This window comes from Chryseolinea lacunae (assembly GCF_016735595.1).
In the GTDB taxonomy this organism is placed as follows: domain Bacteria; phylum Bacteroidota; class Bacteroidia; order Cytophagales; family Cyclobacteriaceae; genus Chryseolinea; species Chryseolinea lacunae.
Map to the genome: position 1 here is coordinate 283,421 of NZ_JAERRB010000002.1, position 21,666 is coordinate 305,086.

General features: G+C 52.4%; 17 protein-coding genes. 9 read left to right on the top strand and 8 right to left on the bottom strand.

Going from position 1 to position 21,666, the window contains the following annotated elements; genetic code table 11:
• Positions 1–28: 28 nt before the first annotated feature.
• A complete protein-coding gene (locus JI741_RS06965; protein ID WP_202008324.1) occupies positions 29–2,410 on the top strand; it encodes an ABC transporter permease in 2,382 nt (793 codons plus the stop codon).
• Positions 2,411–2,460: 50 nt separating this feature from the next.
• On the opposite strand, the gene JI741_RS06970 is transcribed toward JI741_RS06965, so the two are convergent.
• The 8 genes from JI741_RS06970 to JI741_RS07005 form a co-directional block, all read right to left on the bottom strand.
• Entirely contained in the window at positions 2,461–3,513 is a 1,053-nt protein-coding gene (locus JI741_RS06970; protein ID WP_202008325.1) for an alpha/beta hydrolase, read from the bottom strand.
• A gap of 106 nt (positions 3,514–3,619) precedes the next feature.
• Positions 3,620–3,934, bottom strand: coding sequence for a rhodanese-like domain-containing protein (locus tag JI741_RS06975; RefSeq protein ID WP_202008326.1), 315 nt, complete (start codon positions 3,932–3,934; stop codon positions 3,620–3,622).
• A gap of 33 nt (positions 3,935–3,967) precedes the next feature.
• Positions 3,968–4,180: a YgaP family membrane protein gene (locus tag JI741_RS06980; protein WP_202008327.1), complete on the bottom strand. Its 213-nt coding sequence runs from the start codon at positions 4,178–4,180 to the stop codon at positions 3,968–3,970.
• A gap of 86 nt (positions 4,181–4,266) precedes the next feature.
• On the bottom strand, positions 4,267–4,458 hold the full coding sequence (locus tag JI741_RS06985) for a DUF6132 family protein (protein ID WP_202008328.1): 192 nt from the start codon (positions 4,456–4,458) through the stop codon (positions 4,267–4,269).
• Positions 4,459–4,465: 7 nt separating this feature from the next.
• Complete coding sequence (locus JI741_RS06990) at positions 4,466–5,881, bottom strand: MBL fold metallo-hydrolase (RefSeq protein WP_202008329.1); 1,416 nt, start codon at positions 5,879–5,881, stop codon at positions 4,466–4,468.
• A gap of 143 nt (positions 5,882–6,024) precedes the next feature.
• Entirely contained in the window at positions 6,025–6,654 is a 630-nt protein-coding gene (locus tag JI741_RS06995) for a Crp/Fnr family transcriptional regulator (protein ID WP_202008330.1), read from the bottom strand.
• 72 nt (positions 6,655–6,726) lie between these two features.
• Positions 6,727–8,421: a GH39 family glycosyl hydrolase gene (locus JI741_RS07000; RefSeq protein ID WP_202008331.1), complete on the bottom strand. Its 1,695-nt coding sequence runs from the start codon at positions 8,419–8,421 to the stop codon at positions 6,727–6,729.
• 67 nt (positions 8,422–8,488) lie between these two features.
• Entirely contained in the window at positions 8,489–9,367 is an 879-nt protein-coding gene (locus tag JI741_RS07005) for an AraC family transcriptional regulator (RefSeq protein WP_202008332.1), read from the bottom strand.
• 164 nt (positions 9,368–9,531) lie between these two features.
• Between JI741_RS07005 and JI741_RS07010 the strand changes: the two genes are divergently transcribed.
• The 8 genes from JI741_RS07010 (at position 9,532) to JI741_RS07045 (ending at position 21,656) form a co-directional block, all read left to right on the top strand.
• A complete protein-coding gene (locus JI741_RS07010) occupies positions 9,532–13,029 on the top strand; it encodes a PVC-type heme-binding CxxCH protein (protein WP_202008333.1) in 3,498 nt (1,165 codons plus the stop codon).
• Between the two features lie 47 nt (positions 13,030–13,076).
• Positions 13,077–14,618, top strand: coding sequence for an MFS transporter (locus JI741_RS07015; protein WP_202008334.1), 1,542 nt, complete (start codon positions 13,077–13,079; stop codon positions 14,616–14,618).
• Between the two features lie 9 nt (positions 14,619–14,627).
• The gene (locus tag JI741_RS07020; protein WP_202008335.1) at positions 14,628–15,488 is read left to right on the top strand and encodes a sugar phosphate isomerase/epimerase family protein; all 861 of its coding nucleotides are present in this window, start codon (positions 14,628–14,630) and stop codon (positions 15,486–15,488) included.
• A gap of 4 nt (positions 15,489–15,492) precedes the next feature.
• Positions 15,493–16,620: a Gfo/Idh/MocA family oxidoreductase gene (locus JI741_RS07025; RefSeq protein WP_202008336.1), complete on the top strand. Its 1,128-nt coding sequence runs from the start codon at positions 15,493–15,495 to the stop codon at positions 16,618–16,620.
• A 195-nt stretch (positions 16,621–16,815) separates the two neighbouring features.
• Positions 16,816–17,787, top strand: coding sequence for a c-type cytochrome (locus tag JI741_RS07030; RefSeq protein ID WP_202008337.1), 972 nt, complete (start codon positions 16,816–16,818; stop codon positions 17,785–17,787).
• Between the two features lie 50 nt (positions 17,788–17,837).
• Positions 17,838–18,806, top strand: a complete 969-nt coding sequence (locus tag JI741_RS07035; protein ID WP_202008338.1) for a helix-turn-helix transcriptional regulator — start codon at positions 17,838–17,840, stop codon at positions 18,804–18,806.
• Positions 18,807–18,936: 130 nt separating this feature from the next.
• Complete coding sequence (locus JI741_RS07040) at positions 18,937–20,367, top strand: arabinose isomerase (RefSeq protein WP_202008339.1); 1,431 nt, start codon at positions 18,937–18,939, stop codon at positions 20,365–20,367.
• 86 nt (positions 20,368–20,453) lie between these two features.
• A complete protein-coding gene (locus JI741_RS07045; protein WP_202008340.1) occupies positions 20,454–21,656 on the top strand; it encodes a winged helix-turn-helix domain-containing protein in 1,203 nt (400 codons plus the stop codon).
• The last annotated feature ends 10 nt before the right edge of the window (positions 21,657–21,666 follow it).

Genomic DNA, 21,666 nt, shown 5'->3' on the forward strand with positions numbered 1-21,666 from the left:
GTGTTTGTAAAGAAATTAACAGCACGCTATGTTCAAAAACTACTTCACCATCGCCTGGCGAAACCTCGTCAGGAACAAAGGCTATTCCATCATCAACATCAGCGGGCTTGCCGCGGGCATGGCCGTTGCCATGCTCATTCTGTTGTGGGTTTATGACGAGCTGAGTTTTAACCACTCGTTCAAAAACTACGACCGGCTCGCACAGGTCTATCACCGTGTCACCTTTGGCGACCAGAACATGACCATCAACGATGTGCCCGCGCCAATGGGAGAGGCCTTGAAGAACGCCTATGCCGAATTTGAAGAGGTGACCATTGCCTCCTGGCCCAGGCCACACGTTCTTGCGCTGGACGAGAAGAAAATGTCGGAGAGCGGGCTTTTTGTAGAGCCGCAGTTTGCCGACATGTTTTCGATTCGCATGGTGGAAGGCAGCGCCGCCGGGTTGAAAGATGTGCGCTCCATGTTGTTGTCAAAGACATTGGCGGCATCCTTGTTCGGCGAAAATGCCGTGGGCAAAACCCTGATGTTCGACAACCGCGACCCGTTGATGGTGAGCGGCGTGTTCGAAGACTTTCCCGCAAATTCAGAATTTGCCACCATAAAGTTCCTGGTGCCAATGGCCTATCGCGCAGCAGCCAGCGAGCAGAACCGAAAACAGATGAGTAACTGGGAAGACTATTCGTTTCAATGTTTTGTATTGCTTAGACAAAATGCATCGGTTGCTACCCTGGACCCGAAGATAAAGAACGTGCTCTACGACCACGCTTCCAACGATGGCAAGTCCCTGAAACCCGAAGGCCTTTTGCTTCCCATGGAAAGGTGGCATCTCTACGCCGGTTTTGTGAGTGGAATGGACACCGGCGGCAACATTCGTTTTGTCTGGATGTTTGGCACCATCGGCATTTTTGTGTTGCTGCTGGCGTGCATCAATTTTATGAACCTGAGCACGGCGCAGAGCGAGAAGCGCGCCAAAGAAGTGGGTGTGCGCAAAGTGATGGGGTCGCTGCGCAAACAGTTGGTGCTTCAATTCCTCAGCGAATCGTGGCTCATTGTGGCCGTTGGTTTTGTGCTGGCCCTGATCATCGTTGTGCTGTCGTTGCCGTGGTTCAATGGGCTGGCCGGAAAAAGCATGGTTCTTCCGTGGAAGAATTTTGGTTTTGCAACGGCATGTCTGGTGTTCATTTTTCTCACGAGCATGCTGGCGGGAAGTTATCCTGCGTTTTATCTGTCGTCATTCAAACCCGTCTCTGTTCTGAAAGGCGCGTTCAAGGCTGGTCGTTTTGCCGCGTTGCCGCGAAAGGCCATGGTCATCTTTCAGTTCACAACATCCATTGTGCTCATCATCGGCACGCTGGTGGTGTTGCAGCAAATCAACCACGCAAAGGAGCGGCCGTTGGGGTTTGACCGCGAAGGCATTTTCCACGTGGCCCTGCGAACCGACGCGCTCACAAAGGCTGACTACAACACGCTTCGTAGCGAGCTGCTGGCAACGGGCGTGGTAAACAACATGGCCACCTCCGACTTTCCCATCACCGGCGCCATGAGCGGCAACGCATCCATCACCTGGGAAGGAAAAGATCCGGCCGAGCGCCCGTTAATTACCATGAACAGTTGCAGTCATGATTTTCCATCCACAAATGGTTTTCAGTTTGTGCAAGGCCGTGACTTTTCGCGTGAGCGTGCTTCCGATTCACTGGGCGTCATCATCAACGAGATGGCCGCAAAGCTGATATCGGGAAATGTGATTGGCAGGAAAATGAATTTCGGATATGGCCGCGAACGCGAGATCATCGGCGTCATCAAAGACCAGGTGCGCTGGACGCCCTACATGAAACAAACACCCCATATCTATTATATCGACTACGCATTCAAGACCTATGTCACGGTTCGCCTGCATCCGCAAACACAGGTTCGCGATGCATTAAAAAAAGTGGAAGCGGTCATCCAAAAGTTTGATGGCGCGGCCCCGTTCGAATATAAATTTCTGGACGACGACTATGCACACATGTTTGTGGCCGAAGAACGCATCGGCACGCTGGCGGGAATATTTGCAACGCTGGCCATCTTCATCAGCTGCATCGGCATCTTTGGCCTGGCAGCGTTTGCTGCGAGCCAGCGCACCAAAGAAATTGGAATCCGCAAAGTGCTGGGTGCTTCGGTGCTCAACGTGTGGGCCATGCTCTCCGGCGATTTTGTGCGGCTGGTGTTGTTGTCGGTGTTGTTGGGCATGCCCGTGGCCTACTACTTTGCCAACCAATGGCTGCAACAATACGACTATCGCGTGGAGATGTCGTGGTTGATTTTTGCAGGCGCAGGTCTGTTGGCACTGGTCGTCACGTTGCTCACCGTGAGTTATCAGACCTTCAAGGCCGCGTTGACAAATCCCGTGAAATGTATCCGGACAGAGTGAGTGCTCGCTTTTAAATTAAGCAGACACCAGCTCACCATCACGCAACATTCTTATTGACAGTTTGCGATGCGCTCGTTCGTGGCCGAGATGCATTTAAAGTCATATTTGGTTTGAGGATACTGGGGCGTTGGGTTGTCGGTCACTTCCAGCGGCGACAAGGCCTGGCCGTTGTAGGATGGCATTGTGATTTGTTCGGCGGCGCCATTGCCCAGCGCCGTGGTTTTGGCGGCGGCGTTGTTGTTGAAGCTGTAGTCGATCATCGCGTCGAGCAGGCGATAGATGCCGTAGTAGTCATAGGCGTCGTAGGCGCTGCGGGTGTTGGGCAGGTTGTGTTCTGCGGTATAGGTGTAGTTTGGCAAAACGCTTTTTCGAATAAGAATAAAATCCTTCTCCGCGTTCGAAATGTTGATGTGCTTGAACAGGTCAATGGCCATGCGGTGGTCGTTGGTCACATCGTCGTCGTAGACTTGCGTGATGAGTTTTGTGTTGGCTGGAAATTTTTGAAGTTGATCGTCGGTGATCTGAAAGGAATACCATTGTGCCATCACAAACAGAAAACGTCCGTCTTCGCCCCAGCCTTCATCGATGAATCCTTTGTAGGCCAGACCGAACGAAGCACCGCCTCCAAAGGAGTGTCCCATGAAGCCGACTTTTTTTGTGTCGATAAGGTTGGGGTAGTCGGTGACTGCCTGTTTGAAACTTTCCCACAGCGTGGCATAACGTTCGTCGATGCTCACGCCGGTGGTAGGGTAGGGTGCGAACACCACCACGTAGCCTTTGCGCGCAATAAACTCAAACAAACCGATGTTGTAGTCGCTGTCCTCGCCACCATAGGGATGCGAATAGAAAATGACTGGCCGCGGTGTGGTGATATCCTTTGGATAAAAAATATCGACTGTCTTTCCGGCATAGCGCGGACTGGCAAAACTCAGTTTGGCAACGTCATGTGTTCCGTCGGCGCCATAGCCGGAAGCGGGTCTTGAAATGGGGCCGGCAAGGTCGTCGTCAACAGCGGGCGTGTTGTCATCATCTTTTGAACACGAAACAGCAAGCAGACCAAAACCAAAGAGAGCGATGAACAGACGGGATGCGAATGGAGACATGAATTGAAAGTGAATGTGGTGGAAGCACTTGTTTAAAAAATAGAAGGGACCTAAGGCCTTTTTTGTAAACATGCTTCTTTTCCTCAAAATATTCACGCAACCACACTCATAATTTATTCTGCAAACGATCCCAGATTCCGCCATTGAATACATTCGAATATCCCTTCGCGGTCAACACACTTTTGGCCACGCCGCTGCGCATGCCCGACGCACAACACGTGATGATGGGTTTGGTTTTGTCGGGCAGCCGATCAAGACTGGACGCGAGTTGGTCCACGGCAATATTCAGCGAACCCCTGATGTGTCCACCGGCATATTCGCCTTTGGTGCGCACATCGAGTATGATGGCGCCCTGCTTCACCAGTGTGGCAAAATCAGGCGAAGGACCTATTCCGAAAATTTTCTTCAATGTTTCAATCATGAATTCATGTGTTTAATAAACCGACAGCATTTTTCAGTGCCCGGCTTTTTTCCGGATCGTGCTCAGGCCAAATGGAAGGTACATCGGGCAGACGCTCACGAGGCTGGAGAGAATGAGGATGAACGAAAGTGCCACCAGCACAAGGCCCACGGTTCCGTGAATGATGCCGAAGGCGTAGAATAAAATCAACACAACGGCGATGCCGCTGCGAAGAATGCGGTCGAGAGTTCCCATGTTCTTTTTCATATCAGTGTTTTTTTTATGTAAAGATGAGCAGGGGAACTCAGGTTGACTGTGACGAAAGTCACACAGCAAGAAAAAAAAGAAAACGATTAATCTTTCTTCGACGTACGAAACACATTCATCAGCAAGCCACCCATCAGGGCACCATAGGCGGTGCTGTTCACGGGCGACGACGTGATGGGGCAGGTGCCGCTGGTGCACCCCACAAAATACCAGTATAAATAACCGGCCACGGCGCCGAGCATAAGCGCCGCGCTCCAAAGCATCCATTTCATTTTCATGGCGTGGTCACGGTTGGGTCGTGGTTTGGGTTTCGTGCTTTATGCGGGGCACCGACGTTTCGGCAAGGGCTTTGAAACCGCCGGCAATGTCGATGACGTTGTTCCAGCCACGCGATTTCAGAATCGAGGCGGCAATCATAGAACGGTAGCCACCGGCGCAGTGGAGGTACACTTCGTCCTCTTTGGGAATTTGGGCCAGGTGTTCGTTAAGGTTGTCGAGGGGAATGTTGATGGCATCGGCCACATGCTCGGCGGTGTATTCCACAGGTTTTCGAACATCGACGACCCACACTTTTTGATTGGCCATGCGCGTGGCAAATTCGTGCGCGGTAACCGAATCGATCGTGTCTATTTCTTTGCCGGCCTGGAGCCACGCTTTCAATCCCCCTTTCAAAACACCAAGAGTGTTGTCGAAGCCCACGCGTGCAAGCCGCGTCACCACTTCTTCTTCGCGGCCATCGTCGGTGATGAGCAGGAGCGGATGCGTCACGCCCGGTATGAGCGCACCGACCCACGGCGCAAAGCTGCCGTCGATGCCGATGTTGATGGCGTTGGGGATGAACCCTTTTGCAAACACCTGCGCGTCGCGGGTGTCCAGCACAAGCGCGCCTGTTTCGTTGGCGAGTAGTTCAAAGGCTTCGGCCGACAGCGCGCGCATGCCCTTGTTCAAAACAGCGTCAATGCTTTCGTATCCCTCTTTGTTCATGCGCACATTTTCGGGGAAGTAGGCCGGCGGTGGCAGCAGGCCATCGGTCACCTCTTCAATAAATTCTTCGCGCGTCATGTTGGCACGCAACGCGTAGTTGGTTTGTTTTTGATGCCCCAGCGTGTCCACCGTTTCCTTCGACATGTTTTTGCCACAGGCCGAGCCCGCACCATGCGCGGGATAGACGATCACATCGTTTGGTAGCGTCATGATTTTAGAGCGCAGCGAATCATACAGCAAACCCGCCAGATCTTCCTTTGTCATGTGTGCTGCTTTTTGCGCAAGATCAGGTCGGCCTACGTCGCCAAGAAAAAGGGTGTCGCCACTAAAGATGGCGTGGTCTTTTTCGTTTTCGTCTTTGAGAAGATAAGTTGTCGATTCAAGCGTGTGGCCCGGTGTGTGCAAAACTTTTAGCGTGATCCGTCCCACCGTCAGCAGTTCGCCGTCGGTGGCGATATGTGCCGCGAACGCAGGCTTTGCCGTGGGGCCATAGACGATGGTGGCGCCTGTCTTTGCGGCCAGATCGAGATGACCCGACACAAAGTCGGCGTGAAAGTGTGTCTCAAGAACATACTTGATGGTGACACCGTCGGCTTTTGCTTTTTCAATATACGAGTCCACTTCGCGCAACGGGTCGATGATGACCGCTTCGTTTTCGGAACGAATGTAGTAGGCGCCTTGCGCCAGACACCCGGTATAGATTTGTTCGACTTTCATATTCGTATGGAGTATGGTCTGTTCTTTTCTTACTACAAATTTCGCTCCTTCCGCGTTCCGGTAATGTGACTAAAGTCACCCCGGACGTTTTTTATTCCTTATTTTTTATATGGAAGGAGGTAGCCATGCTGGTGGAAAGAGAATTATAGACTGATGCGGGTGATTTCGTTTCGCGAAATGGCGATGCGCTTTTGCGATTCCAGCTTTTTGAGCAAACGCGAAATCACTTCGCGCGAAGAGTTGAGGTCGTCGGCAATTTCCTGGTGGGTCACGGTGATGCTTTTGCCACCCACGGCATCGAACTGTCGCTTCAGATAAAATTCCAGTTTCTGGTCCATGGAATGAAACGCCACCTGATCGATCACCTCCAGCAACTCCCCAAACCGGGTGCGATAGGTTTCCAGCACAAAGTAATACCACTGCCGAAAATCCTTCATCAACCCGTCCATGTGCTGGATGGGGATGACCAGTGCCTTCACGGGAGTTACCGCTTTTGCCTTGAGTGCACTCGCTTCATTTTTGGCGGCGCAGATCATGGAGAGGGCGCAGGCGTTTCCTTTCTCGAGGTAATACAGAAAATAATCTTCACCGTCGTCGCCTTCGCGATAGAGCTTCACACGACCGTCGAGCACGAGCATGGAGTGCTTGAAATATTGACCGGTGCGCATCAACACAGCACCTTCTTCAAATTCCATAACCTGCCCGATGTTCTCCAGGTGTGCGATAAGGTCGGTATCAAACTGCGGAAAGATTTGCGCAAGCGATGAGGGCATAGAATTTTTTTGAATGGAAGGTAGTCAAAAATTGTATGTCGCGTTGATCGTGGTAAACCCAGGTCGTCGAACTCACCACTCCACCTTCACCAACGACACACCCTGCCGCGGCAACAAAATCGGCACAATCACTTTGCCGCCTTTCGGTTTCATAGTGCGACGCTCGCCAACAGTTTGCAGATGCCCTGCCTTTTCAAGCTGCGCCACCTGCTCGGGTGTGGGTTGCTGTGGCGATCCCATCTTTTTCCACGCTTCATAAGCGTTGCTGTGTTCGTCGTCAATTCTGTATTCGGTCACTTTTATTTTGTCTGCAGGCACATGCACAATCACAACGTCGATGGGTTCTGCTTTGCCGGGCTTGTCTTCGTCGTGATAATTCCACACCATCACTGTGGCGTGGCGTTGTGTTTTGGATGCCAGCGCGCCGATGTCGGAGCTTTTGCGCACGCTGGAGTCCAACACCGTTTTTAGCGGATACATGCGGTTGCTGCCGGCAAACACGTGCGCGCCTTCCATCATGCCAAACATGCGAAAAACATTGAGCACAGGTTTGTCAACACCGTTGGTGGCCAGATCGCGGAAACCATAGAACCACGGTTGATTTTCAAATTCGAACGACCACGACACGGCGCCCACCAGGTTGGCACCATACTTTTCTTTCAGTTCATATTTGCGCGCAAATGTTGCGGCTGTATAACTGGAATACATGGTGCCGTTGCGATAGGCGTTTTGTGGATTGGTGGCCATGCCACACGCGGCGCATCCTTCGGGATCTGACTCGCCCACAATGAGCGGAAGGTTTTTGGTTTCCGGATAGGCAAGCGCCGTTTTGATGCCGGCCTCAATGTCGCGCAGTTGTGGCGACATGTTCATCCACACCACACCGTTGCGCAGGGTTGGGTTGCCCTTGGCATGAAAGAGCAAGGCCTCCAGCGGCGAACCGGTTTTGCCCGTAGCGAAGTTGGTTTCATAAAGACAATGGCGGATGAAGTTGTTCATAAACTTTTGTGCTCCTGCACTGGACGTGCCGGCAATGTTTGGCCCGCCTATTCTGGCCGTGGCCAGCGCATGCTTCAGCCCGTCGGCAGCATAGTCGTAGAGTTTGAAAAATTCTTCCTCCGTTCCTTTCCAGTAGCCGTTGGGTTCGTTCCACACTTCCCAGTACCAGCTTTCCACTTCCGTTTTACCATAACGTTCCACACAATGTTTCACCCATTGATAAACCAGCTCACGCCATTTGTTATAGTCTTTGGGAGGATAGGCCCAGCCCGTGAAGATTTCGCCATAGGGATCGCCGGGTTTCCAATGGTGTTGATAAGGTGTAGGGTGTGTCGACAGCGCTTCGGGCATGAAACCGATTTGCGCGAGTGGCTTCATGCCGCGTTTCACATAGGTGTCGAAAATGCTGTCGACGAGCACCCAGTTATAGATAGGGTTTCCATTTGCATCTTCGGTATAAGCGTTTGTAGAGCCCCATTTGAGCGCTGGCGTGCCGTCGCCCGTGCACAGCAAACTATGCGCCCGCACATACACCGGCACCGGACTCAGCGCCGAAATTTCGGAAAGCAGCTTTTGCCCATCCTTCATGTATGTATAGTTCGGTTCGTCGTAGCCAAACCATGCCCACAGCGGCGTCATTGGCCCTTGCTCTTTGTCCAGGTCTACGTTCACAATGGTAGTGGCCTTGGACTGTGCTTGTGTGTTGACATCGCACAACAGGATGGCGATGCAGAGCAGACCAGGAAGAAGCAGGGCGTATTTTGTCATGGCGTTGTGAGGCTGTTAATGTGGTATCGTTGGTTTATATTTAGTATATAGAGCAGTGAAGCAGGAATCAGTTCCGCTGCACCTCGTTATATTTATTTTTATACTCCAGCGGACTGTGTTGCGTCACCGCTTTGAACTGGCGGTTGAAATTCGAAAGCGTGTGAAAGCCGCTTTCGTAGCAGGCCTGCGAAATGTTTAGTTTCTTTTCGATGAGCAGCTTGCACGAATATCCGATTCTGATTTCGGTGAGGAACTCCGAAAAAGTTTTGTTGGCGTGTGTTTTGAAATAGCGACTGAACGACGATGGCGTCATGTTGGCAATGGCGGCCACTTCTTCAAGACTGATGCGCTCGCGAAAGTTTTTCATCACATAGGCATGCACGCGGTTCATCCGCTCTGTGTCCGACTCTTTCAGCGAGTTGGTGTAGCCTTCGCTCGAAAGCAAATGATAGTCGGACGTGTGGGCCATAAAGTGCAGAATGTTCAGCAGTTTCAGGATGCTTTCAAAATCTTTCGCCGTCAACAAATCGAGCATCTGTTTTTTTATGTGCTCACCGGCGTTGCCCACAAGCTCCATGCCTTGTCTTGCTTTGCCAAACAATTGACGAATCCAGTACAGCTCATTTTTTTCAAGGAGTTGACTGCCGAGAAAATCTTCATGAAAATAAATGACAACACCTTCCGTTCCCAACGCAGCGTTGCCCTCAAAATATTCCGGATCGCTTCGCCACAGGTGCGGGAGATCGGGGCCGGTGAACACCACATCGCCTTCGCGAAACGGTGCAACATGATCGCCGATGAAACGCGTGCCCGTGCCCTTCAACACCACGAACAATTGATACTCGGGATGAAAATGCCAGTTCGCATCAAAATGTGGATCACTGAGAAATTTGATCTCGAATGCCTGGTTTGGAGAGATGGGCGATTTCTGGAGCGCGACCTTCATATGTACAAGTTTAAGGAATTATCGGCCGATGAAGACACTTATTTATCATTCAATTAACCTTTCATCAAACTTCGATGATAAAAAACAGTCAGAAACGGGCAAAATACAGGAATCGATTGCGGGATTTAATAGTCACCTTTAATCTCCTAACACCGTCCAACATCATGAGAACGCTTGTCGCCCTAACCACCACAGTCCTTACCATTTTTCTTTTTGCCTGTCAGCAACCCAACAAAAAACAACGGGCCGACGGACCACGAAAGATTGAGATCCTGTTTCTGGGACACGACAGCGAGCATCATAATTCGGCGCAGTATATGCCCCTGCTGGCGGCAGCACTTGCCCCCGAAGGCATCAACCTCACATATACCGATAAACCGTCCGACCTAAACCCCGAAACCTTGTCGGCCTACGACGGACTGGTGTTATATGCCAACCACGACTCCATCACGGCTACACAGGAAGCGGCGCTGTTGGAATTTGTGGAAGAGGGAAGAGGATTTATTCCCATTCACTGTGCAAGCTTTTGTTTTCGCAACTCGGAAAAATTTGTAAACCTCGTGGGCGGTCAGTTTTTGAAACACGACACGGGAACGTTCGTAGCGTCTATTATTAATAAGGAGCATTTCATCACAAAGCCCCTTAAAGAATTTTCGACCTGGGATGAAACCTATGTTCATTCCAAACTCACCGCCGACCGGACCACGCTGATGGAACGTGTGGAAGGCGATCATCACGAACCGTGGACGTGGGTGCGGGATCAAGGCAAAGGCCGCGTGTTCTACACCGCCTATGGTCATGACGAGCGTACGTGGGACAACCCCGGGTTTCATCAACTGGTGAAACAAGGCATCGTTTGGGCCGTGGGCGACAACGTGAAAACGCAATGGGAGGAATACAGAAAGACCATGCCTACGCTGGTCTACAAAGACGTGCCCAACATTCCGAACTATGAGAAAAGAAATCCGGCGCCTCAATACCAGGAACCTTTGTCGGCCGAAGAATCAAAGAAACTTATTCAGGTGCCCGCGGGATTCGACCTCGAACTGTTTGTGTCGGAACCCGACATCATCAATCCCATTGCCATGGACTGGGATGAGCGTGGCAGGCTTTGGGTGATCGAAACCGTAGACTATCCCAACACCGTGCGCGACGACGACGGTGTGGGTGACGACCGCATCAAAATCTGTGAAGACACCGACGGCGACGGCAAGGCTGACAAGTTCACGGTGTTTGCCGACAACCTCAACATCCCCACCAGCCTGGTGTTTGCAAACGGCGGTGTGATTGTGTCGCAGGCACCACACTTCCTGTTTCTGCAAGACACCAACGGCGACGACAAAGCCGACGTCCGGAAAATTCTGATCGACGGATGGGGAACCTTCGATACACATGCCGGACCATCCAATCTCAAATACGGCATCGACAATCACATCTGGGGCACGGTTGGTTATTCCGGTTTCAAAGGCAACATCGCCGGCAAGGCTTTCGAGTTTTCACAAGGCTTCTATCGCTTCACCCCACAGGTTTCGGATTTCGAATTCATGACCAAGACCAGCAACAACACATGGGGACTTGGCCTTACCGAAACCAACGACATCTTCGGATCGACCGCCAACAACACGCACAGTGTTTTTATGGGCATCTCGAGCGAGCAGGCAAACGGTGTGGAAGGCATCCTGGTAAACGGGCAGAAACTAGACGGCCACTATGCCATGCATCCCATCACCGCGAAGGTTCGGCAGGTGGATGTGTTTGGTGGATTCACGGCAGCAGCGGGTCACAATTTTTATACAGCACGGGCCTATCCCAAAACATTCTGGAATCGCGTTGCCTTTGTGTGTGAACCCACGGGACACCTGGTGCACATGGCGCGTATCGAAAAAGACGGTGCGGGCTTCGTGGAGAAAGATGGCTGGAACCTGTTTGCCGGTGCCGACGAATGGGTGTCGCCGGTGGAAGCCAAGGTTGGTCCCGACGGCGCCGTGTGGGTGTTGGATTGGTATGACTTTATAATCCAGCACAACCCTACGCCTACACCCGAACGCGGCGGCTACACAGCCGACACGGGAAAAGGAAACGCCTATGAAAATCCGCTCCGCGACAAATCGCACGGGCGCGTGTGGCGTGTGGTGTATCGCGATGCAAAACCCTACACTCCTATTCAACTGAACAACGCCAAACCCAACGAACTTGTGTCAACGCTTGGCCACGACAATCTGTTCTGGAGAACCACAGCGCAACGGCTGCTGGTGGAGCGTGGCGACAAGAGCGTGGTGCCGGTGTTGCTGGATCAGGTGAAAAACCAAACGACCGACGAAGACGGAAACAATGCCGCCGCCCTCCATGCCCTGTGGACGTTGCAGGGACTGGGTGTCGTCAAAGAAGGTGACGAAACATTTTCGGTGGTCACACGCGCGCTAAAACATCCGTCGGCAAGTGTGCGCAAGGCGGCGATACAAATTCTTTCGGGTGTGAAGTGGACAGAGGCGTTTGTGAAGTCGTCGAACATTTTGAACGATGCCGATCCGAACACGCGCATGGCGGCCATACTTTCCACCACCACGTTGCCGCCATCCGATTCCATCGGAACACTGCTGTATGCCATCAGCAAGGAAGAAGCAATCACAAAAGACGACTGGCTGGCGAAAGCTGTGTATGTCGCTGCCGTGAAGCATCGCGACGGTTTCCGGAAAGCCTACCTGCGCGAACATGCCGACTACAAAACACCGGAAGTTGTGGTGCTGAAACGCGAGACGGCAGACTTCAACGACGCCGCGTGGAATGTGATGAAACTTCCACAGTATATCGAAAAAGCAGGTCTTGAAATTGACGGCCTCATCTGGTTTCGAACCACCGTGGATGTTCCCAACAACATGGTCGGCAAGAAAGCATCGCTCTCCCTCGGCCCGATCGACGATTCGGATGAGGTGTGGCTTAATGGCGTGAAGGTGGCGGAGACTTTTAAAGCCCCGAACAAACCCAGAGTCTACGAAATCCCTGCGGGCAAACTCAAGGCTGGAAAAAATTCACTGGCCATAAAAGTGGAAGACACAGGTGGCGGCGGAGGTCTCTACGGAAAAGCCGACGAGCTCTTTTTGTCGGTGGGGAAAGAGAAGATCACCCTTGCCGGCGATTGGAAGTATGACGTGGAAGCGGAGTACAGCGCGGCAAAGAAAAATATTTTTCAGGAAGTTGCCATCGGCGAGGTGTTCATGAAACACTATGCCACCGACGCTGCAACGGCCGCCTTGGAACTTGGCCCCATTGCCAAAGACGCAACCGTCATTCACATCAAAGTGATCAAGAACCAGATGAAGTATGATCTCAAAGACTTCACGGTGGTAGCTGGCAAACCGGTTGAAGTGATTTTTGAAAATCCCGACTTCATGCAGCACAACCTGGTGATCGCCAAACAAGGCACCATGAAAGTTGTGGGCGCCGCAGCCGATAAGCTGGCCGCCGATCCAAAAGGCGCCGAGTTGAATTATGTGCCGGCCATTCCGGAAGTGCTGTTCTCCACGAAGCTGGTGAATCCACAGCAGACGGTGCGCCTGAGTTTTGTGGCACCGAAAGAAGCAGGCGCATACCCTTACGTGTGCACATTCCCGGGCCACTGGTCTATCATGAACGGCACGATGAACGTGGTGAAATCAAAATAATAAAATAACATTCTGCACTGCGTGACAAATCCTAAACCCATCATGCCATGACGCAACCGAATTCCACCAGACAAGATCGTCCGGACATTAAATTGTTTCTGGCGTGTTTTGTGGCGCTGGTCACAACCTCTTTTGGCTTTATTCTCCGCGCCCTCACGCTGTCGCAGTGGGGCGCGGAATTTAAGCTCACCAACACGCAGATCGGCGAGATTGCCGGCGTGGGGCTGTGGCCCTTTGCCATCAGCATTGTGCTCTTCAGTTTGATTGTTGATAAAGTAGGCTATAAGAACTCCATGATCTTTGCCTTTGTGTGTCACGTGGCGTCTGCGGCACTCACGTTTTTTGCAACGGGATACACGTCGCTCTATGTGGCCACGTTCATCATGGCACTGGGCAACGGCACGGTGGAAGCGGTGGTGAACCCCGCTGTGGCCACGCTGTTTCCAAAAGAAAAAACCAAGTGGCTCAACATGCTCCACGCCGGCTGGCCCACAGGGCTGGTGTTGGGTGGAATCATGGCGCTGGTGATGGGGCCTGAAGCGGACTGGCGTTTCAAAATCATACTGGTGTTGCTGCCGGCCATTGGCTATGGCATCCTCATGTTCCCCCTGCGTTTCCCGGTGAACGAACGAGTGAAGGCCGGTGTGTCTTATCTCGACATGCTCAAAGAAGTTGGTGTAGGAGGGGCGTTGATCATTGTTGCGCTCATCGTGTTCCAGTTGGGCGTGGTGTTTGGCTGGTCCACGCTCACAAACGTGGCGGTGACTGCAGGTGTGGTGGCCGTGTTTGGATTTTTTGTGAGAAGCATAGGGCGGCCGTTATTTATCGTGATGCTGTTGATTATGGTGCCCCTGGCCACAACAGAACTGGGAACCGACAGCTGGATTTCAGACCTCATGGCACCCGAGATGACCGCCATCGGGTTGCAGGCCGGATGGATTCTGGTCTACACCTCGGCCATCATGGCGGCGCTGCGATTGTTTGCCGGAAATTTCATTCATAAGATATCGCCCCTCGGATTGCTGGCCGTGTGTTCGGCCGTGGCCGCGGTGGGTTTGTTCCTGCTGTCTTCGTCCAACGGCATCATGGTGCTGGTGGCGGCTACTGTCTTCGCACTGGGCAAAACATTTTTCTGGCCCACCATGCTGGGCGTGGTGGCCGAACGTTTTCCCAAAGGAGGTGCATTGACCCTTAACATTACCGGCGGGGTTGGGATGATCGGTGCCGGCGTTATCGGTGCCGTGATCCTCGGCTTCATCCAGGACAAAAACATTGACGCCACACTTCGTGTCTATGACACCGCAAACCAAACGGCACTCCACAGCACCTATGTGACCGATCCGAAGCAAAGCATTTTTGGTAGCTATCGCGCCGTCGATGCCGCCAAACTTTCAACGGCCGATGCGGCCACGCAAGGCATTGTGCTGGGTGTGAAAGAACAGGCCAAGAAGGATGCGTTGAAGACCATCGCCATCTTTCCCGTGGGCATGTTGCTTTGCTACCTGGCCCTCATGTGGTATTTCAAACAACAGGGCGGCTATCGCGTGGTGATGTTGTCGGCCGACGATCCGGTTCCTTCTTTAAAATAAAAAAGAACAATGAGCACAAATCTGAAATTTGGTGTGAGCACCTGGCTGTGGACGTCGCCGTTCACCACCGACACTGTGGCCTTGTTCCCCAAAATAAAAGCCATGGGCTTCGACGCCGTAGAGATCCCCGTGGAGTATCCCGAAAAGATCGACGGCAAAAAAGTGAAGGAAGCGCTCGATCGCCACGGACTGAAGGCCATCGTGTGTGGTGCCTTTGGGCCCTCGCGCGACCTGACGCACGATGATGCGGCCGTGCATAAAAATTGCTTCGACTACATCTATCAATGCTTCGACCTGTGCAACACCTGGGATGCGACGTTTCTGGCGGGCCCGATGTATTCGGCCGTAGGCAAAGCCCGCATGGTTCCTCCCGACCAACGCAAAATAGAATGGGAACGCGCCGTGAAAAATCTCCGGACCGTGTGCGTCCGCGCGCAACAACAAGGCCTGGCCATTGCACTGGAACCCTTGAACCGGTTTGAGTCTGACCTTGTCAACACCGCCGATGACGTGGTGCGTTTGGTGAACGACATAAACCATCCCTCGGCCAAAATATTACTCGACGGTTTTCACATGGCCATCGAAGAACGAAACCTGGAACAGGCCATCACGAAGGCAGGCAACAATTTGATACACGTGCAGGTGGCGGAGAACTACCGGGGCACACCCGGCACCGGTCAAACACCGTGGGCTTCGTTCAAGGCGGGCCTGGAAAAAATAAACTACCAGGGAGTCGTGTCCATCGAAAGCTTCACACCCGAAGTGAAAGAACTGGCAGGCGCCGTGTGCATCTGGAAAAATCTGGCCGAAAGCCAGGACGCCTTTGCATCGGACGGAATTTTGTTTTTGAAAAAATTATTAAACGCATAGTGTCATGAGCAACAAAAAAATCAACGTAGCCATCATAGGCCTTGGCTTTGGTGCCGAATTCATTCCCATCTATCAGAAGCATCCCAACGCAAACCTCATCGCCATCTGTCAGCGCAACGAACAAAAGCTCCAGGAGATCGGCGATGCATTTGCCATCGAAAAACGATTCACGTCCTATGACGAATTGTTGAAAGATCCGTCCATTGACGCCGTGCACATCAACACGCCCATTCCGGATCACGGCATTCAATCCATCAAGGCATTGAAGGCCGGCAAGCACGTGGCCTGCACGGTGCCCATGGCCACTACCGTGGAAGAGTGCGAAGAGATTGTGAAGCTCACCAAAGAAAAAGGACTCACCTACATGATGATGGAGACCGTGGTGTATGCGCGCGAGTTTCTCTTCATGAAAGAACTATATGACAAGGGCGAACTGGGCAAAATCCAGTTCATCAAAGCCAGTCACCAACAAGACATGGACGGCTGGCCCAACTATTGGCCGGGACTTCCGCCGATGTACTACGCCACACATTGTGTGGGCCCCGTGTTGGGATTGGTGAGGGGAGAAGCCGAGTATGTGTCGTGTTTTGGTTCGGGCACCATTCGTGAAGACCTGCAAAAACATTACAACTCTCCTTACGCTGTGGAGACGGCCCATATCAAATTCAGAAACTCAGATCTGAGCGCGCACGTCTATCGTTCGCTTTTTGATGTGGCGCGTCAATACCGCGAGAGCTTTGAAGTATACGGTTCGAAAAAATCAGTAGAGTGGCCGTTGATCGAGGGCAAGCCGCTGGTGATGCACACCGCTAAACGACCCGAAGCCGAAATACCCGAAGAAGTGGAAAGCCCTGATTTTGCAAAGCGCCTGCCCGAACCCATTCAGCGCTTCACCACCAAAGGGGTTTACGATGCCGACGAACACCAGCATTTATCATTCACACAAGGCGCAGGCCATGGCGGCTCGCATCCACACCTGGTGCATGTGTTTGTGGATGCGTTGGTGAACAAAACGGTGCCCTATCCCAACGCTGTTCAATCGGCAAACATCACGTGCGTTGGCATTCTAGCGCATGAGTCGGCCCTGCAAGGGGGCAAGATCATGCCCTTGCCGGCGTTCACACTTTCGTAGCAGGGAAGTGTAGGACATGAGGTGATGGTCCGTTGTGTGGTTGATGTTATCGCGTGCGAAAGTAAAATACCGTGGCTCCGGCTGGCGTACATTTAATTATTCCGGATAGCGAATATCCGGCCTAAACCTGTATATTTTACTTTCGTAAATTGCTACATCATCCTTAATTCCCTCAACCCCACTATGAAATTGTCTATGAAAAGACTGCTGAAGATCACAGGCCTTGTCCTTGGTATTATTTGCCTGGCAGTAGTCGGCGCTATTGTTTACATCACCACCGCGTTGCCCGATGTGGGCCCCGCACCCGTCATCACCGTCGACAAAGGAGCCGAACATGTGGCCCGCGGAAAATACCTGGCCACTCACGTGATGGTGTGTGTGGATTGTCACAGCACCCGGAACTGGAAAGAGTTTTCAGGCCCCGTCACCGCCGGCACCCTGGGCAAGGGCGGCGATGTGTTTGATCAGAAAATGGGCTTCCCCGGCGTTTATTATGCAGCCAACATCACCCCGGCCGGCATTGCCGACTATACCGATGGCGAACTTTTCAGAGCCATCACCACAGGCGTGAAGCGCGATGGCAGTGTCATCTTTCCCGTGATGCCCCACACGCACTATGGCAAAATGGACGAGTCGGACATCAAAGACGTGATTGCCTATGTGCGCACACTCGAGCCGATCGAAAACAAAGTGCCGGCGTCGCACTCCGATTTTCCCATGAACATCATCATCCACACCATACCCGAAAAGCCAGCGTTCACAAAACGCCCCGACACAACGGACCTGGTGGCCTACGGCGGCTATCTGGTGAACGCGGGCGCCTGCTACGACTGCCACACACCCTTCGACAAGGGCGCCTACGACAACAACTTTGCCTTTGCGGGCGGACGCGTGTTCCCCATGCCGGGCGGCACGTTGCGTTCGGCCAACATCACCAGCGATGCCACCGGCATTGGAAGCTGGACAAAAGAAGCCTTCCTGCAACGCTTTGCCATGCACCGCGACAGTGTGAAGACGGCGCCCAACCCAGACCAGCAATTCAACACCATCATGCCCTGGACCATGTATGCCGGCATGACCGACCAGGACCTGGGGGCTATCTATGAATACCTGAAAACCTTGAAACCCATCAACCATCCTGTAACCAAGTTCAGCCCGGGCCCGTAAAAGAGGTTCATGCCGGCGCTAGCCGGCTTCCCTTTTTACCCTAGCCCCGCATGCACAACCTCTACGCAGTTTCCAACGCCGACGTGATGTCGTTCGCCAAACGGGTGGACGTCGCCGCCGAAAACGAATTTGAATTTGTGATGGCACAGAAGTCTGTGCAGGGTGTGTACCGGGAGAAAATTATCAAGTCAGACAACTACGCGATCCGCGATATCCGGGGCGACTTCAACCAAAACCTAAAGGTGGACTTTGAAGACGCCCGCATGGATAACAATTTCAACATCTGCATGTGCATGACGGGAATTGGCTATGAAGTGCGTTTCGATACTAACAAAATACGTTCGCGCCTGTCGCCGGCCCGCTATCATTTCAACTACATTCCCGACAGTCGCTATCAGCTGATCCTTCCCACAAAGGTTCACTCGGTGCACATGGCGCTTAACAACCGCTACTATGCCGACCTCTTGCATGCCTACAACATCGAAGCCGACGACCTGCTCAATCGTTTCTCGAGTCGCACCCATTTCAACAGCGCAGAACTGCCGGCCAGCGTGGCCATGCGCAATATTTTTGCAGAGCTCTTTCATATGCCGCTAACCGGCCCGATCAGAAACCTCTATGTGGAATCGAAGGTGCTCGAGATTGTGGCACTGCAACTGAGCCACGGATTTAAAGTGACAGAAACACCCACCGCCCTTCGGAAAAACGACGTGTCCACCTTTCATGACCTGAAAGACTACCTCGACAACACCCTCAACGAAAACCATTCCCTCAAAGCCCTCGCCACGGAGTTTGGTGTGAACGAATTCAAACTCAAAAAAGGATTCCGCGAGCTGTTTGGAACAACCGTGTTTGGCTATCTCATCGACAAGCGTTTGAACCATAGCAAAACGTTGCTGCAAGATGGCGGCTTCACGGTTAATGAAGTGGCATCGAAGGTTGGGTATAAGAATGCCAATCATTTCTCGACGGCGTTCAAAGAAAAGTTTGGGATATCGCCCAAAGTGTTGAAGGGCTAAGGCTTAACGTCAGGTATTGACGGACAAATGCAAAAGTTTGAAGGGATATTGAAATAGGTGTCTACCTTAGTTTTTAATCTCAGCCCTGCTTAGCTTTAAAGTCATGAAGGTATAAATCTCAAAGGTTATCATGACTTCACCCAATCTGAAAATCGGTCTCTTCGCCATCGGCCTCGACACCTACTGGCCACAGTTCTCCGGACTGAAAGAAAGGCTGGAAGGATACCTGACCATTGTTGAAACCAAACTCACAGCAGTCCACCCACACATCGTCAACGCCGGCATGGTCGACACCACCGACAAAGCTTTCGAAGCCGGAAGCCTTTTCAGAAAAGAAGATGTCGATGTAATCTTTCTATACGTCTCAACCTATGCCTTGTCATCAACTGTGTTGCCGGTGGTGCAGCGCGCCAAAGTTCCCGTCATCATTCTCAACCTCTCTCCGGAAGCTGCCATCGACTATGCCAGTTTCAACAGCATGACCGACCGCACAAAAATGACGGGCGAGTGGCTGGCGTTTTGTTCAGCATGCCCGGTGCCGGAGATTGCCAACGTCTTCAAACGCACCGGCATTCAGTTTCACCAGGTCACGGGCATGTTGCACGACGATCCTGAATGCTGGAACGAAATCAAAGAATGGGTGGAGGCAGCAAAGGTGGCGAACGTAATGTTCTACAACCGCCTGGGGTGCATGGGCCACTACTACAGCGGCATGCTCGACATCTATTCTGATCTCACTGCGCAGTATGCTCATTTCGGCGGGCACATCGAATTGATAGAAGTGGAAGAGCTGGCCGCGTTGCGAAAAGAAGTGAGCAAGGCCGAAGCCTCGAACAGAATGTTATTGTTTGCCGAGGCGTTTGATGTGCAACCCGATTGTACAAAAGAAGAACTGGAAAAAGCAGCCATCACTTCTGTTGCGCTCGACAAATTGGTGAAGAAATACAACCTCGGTTCCATGGCCTACTACTACAAAGGCACGGGCAATCCGGACAACGAAGAAGCCATCAGCTCCATCATTCTTGGCAACTCGTGGCTCACGGCAAACCACATTCCCGTGGCGGGCGAGTATGAAATTAAAAACGCGCAAGCCATGAAGATCATGGACACGTTTGGTGCAGGCGGCTCGTTCACGGAATATTATGCCCTGGATTTTAAAGACGATGTGGTGTTGATGGGCCACGATGGCCCGGGACACATTGCCATCGCCGAAGGCAAAACAAAAGTGCGGCCGCTTGGTGTCTATCATGGAAAAGTTGGCAAAGGTCTTTCCGTAGAAATGTCGGTGAAGAATGGGCCGGTCACGTTGCTGTCGGTGGTGGAGAAAACGGATGGCCGGTTGATGCTGCTGGTGGCCGAAGCCGAGTCTGTGGCGGGACCGATTCTTCAGATTGGCAACACAAACAGCCGCTACAAATTTCCGATCGGCGCCCGCGCGTTTGTGAACCAGTGGAATGCTCACGGCCCGGCCCACCACTGTGCGGTGGGCGTGGGGCACATCTTTTCAAAAATCAGCAAACTGGGACATCTGTTGAACATGGAAGTAGCGCAAGTATGTTGACGCCTATGCGCGCAGTTGCCAACGCCTGTATTCCCCAAAGTAAAATTCTCTGAACCAGTCTTACCTTCCGCACGTTTAGTTCTCTCATGAAGAAAAAAAATACCCTCACAAAATTACAGGCTCGAAAAATTATTCTTCACGCGGCTGGCTTGTCTAAGCGGGCGCAGTTTGGCAAGGGCAAGGAGGCGGTCTATAAATTTATCGAGCACCTGGGCTTTGTTCAGATCGACACCATCTATGTGGTGGAGCGCGCCCATCACCACGCCATTGTGGCGCGCGTGCCCGACTACAAACCCGAGTGGCTTGAACAGCTTCAGGCCGACGGAAGAATTTTCGAATTCTGGACCTACGCCACGGGCTACATCCCCATGAACGATTTTCGCTTCTCGCTTCCGGTGAAGGAAAGCTTTTCGGCGCGACGAAAGGCCGTCTCGCAAACCGAAGTGAACCTCATGAAAAAAGTGCTCGACCGCATTGGCCGCGAAGGTCCACTGAGGGCCCGCGATTTTGAAAACGATCGGGTCGTCAAAAGCACGGGGTGGTGGGACTGGCGTCCGTCAAAGCTCGCCCTCGAACGGCTGCACCTCGACGGAAGCCTGATGACCATTCGCAAGAAAGACTTTCAGAAAGTATACGACCTTCCCGAGAACATACTGCCCGGCGATGTTGACCTGGCGAAGCCCACCGACGAAGACTATGCACAACATGTGATACGGCGCTCGCTGAAGGCATTGGGTGTGGCCTACTTCAAGGAGATTGCCTATAGCACCCGCTTTGTGAAGACTGCGTTGAAAAAGGAATTGGAAAAGCTTGTGGCCTCGGGCGAAGTGTGTGAAGTGGAGGTGGAAGGTCTTCAGGGCGCGGCACTCTATATGTTGTCGTCCTATAAAGGCAAAAAGATCGCTGTGTCAAACGAGGTCTTCATTCTTTCGCCGTTCGATGTGTTGAACGTGTTCCGCCATCGCCTCCGAAACTTTTTTGACTTCGACTACCAGGTGGAATGTTTTGTGCCCGCGCCAAAACGCAAGTACGGATATTTCTCCCTCCCCATTTTGAGCGGCGACACCTTTGTGGCCCGCATGGATTCGAAAGCCGATCGGAAAACCCGGACGTTCATCATTAACAATCTGCACTTCGAGTCGGTGAAGCTCACCAACCCGATGGTAAAAAAAATCACCGATGCCATCGAAACGTTCGCGAAGTTCAATCAGTGCGACACGATCGTCGTCAAGAAATCAAACAACGCCGCAGTTCTGAAAACTATCCGAAAAGCCGTGTCGGAAAAATAGCGAGCGACGG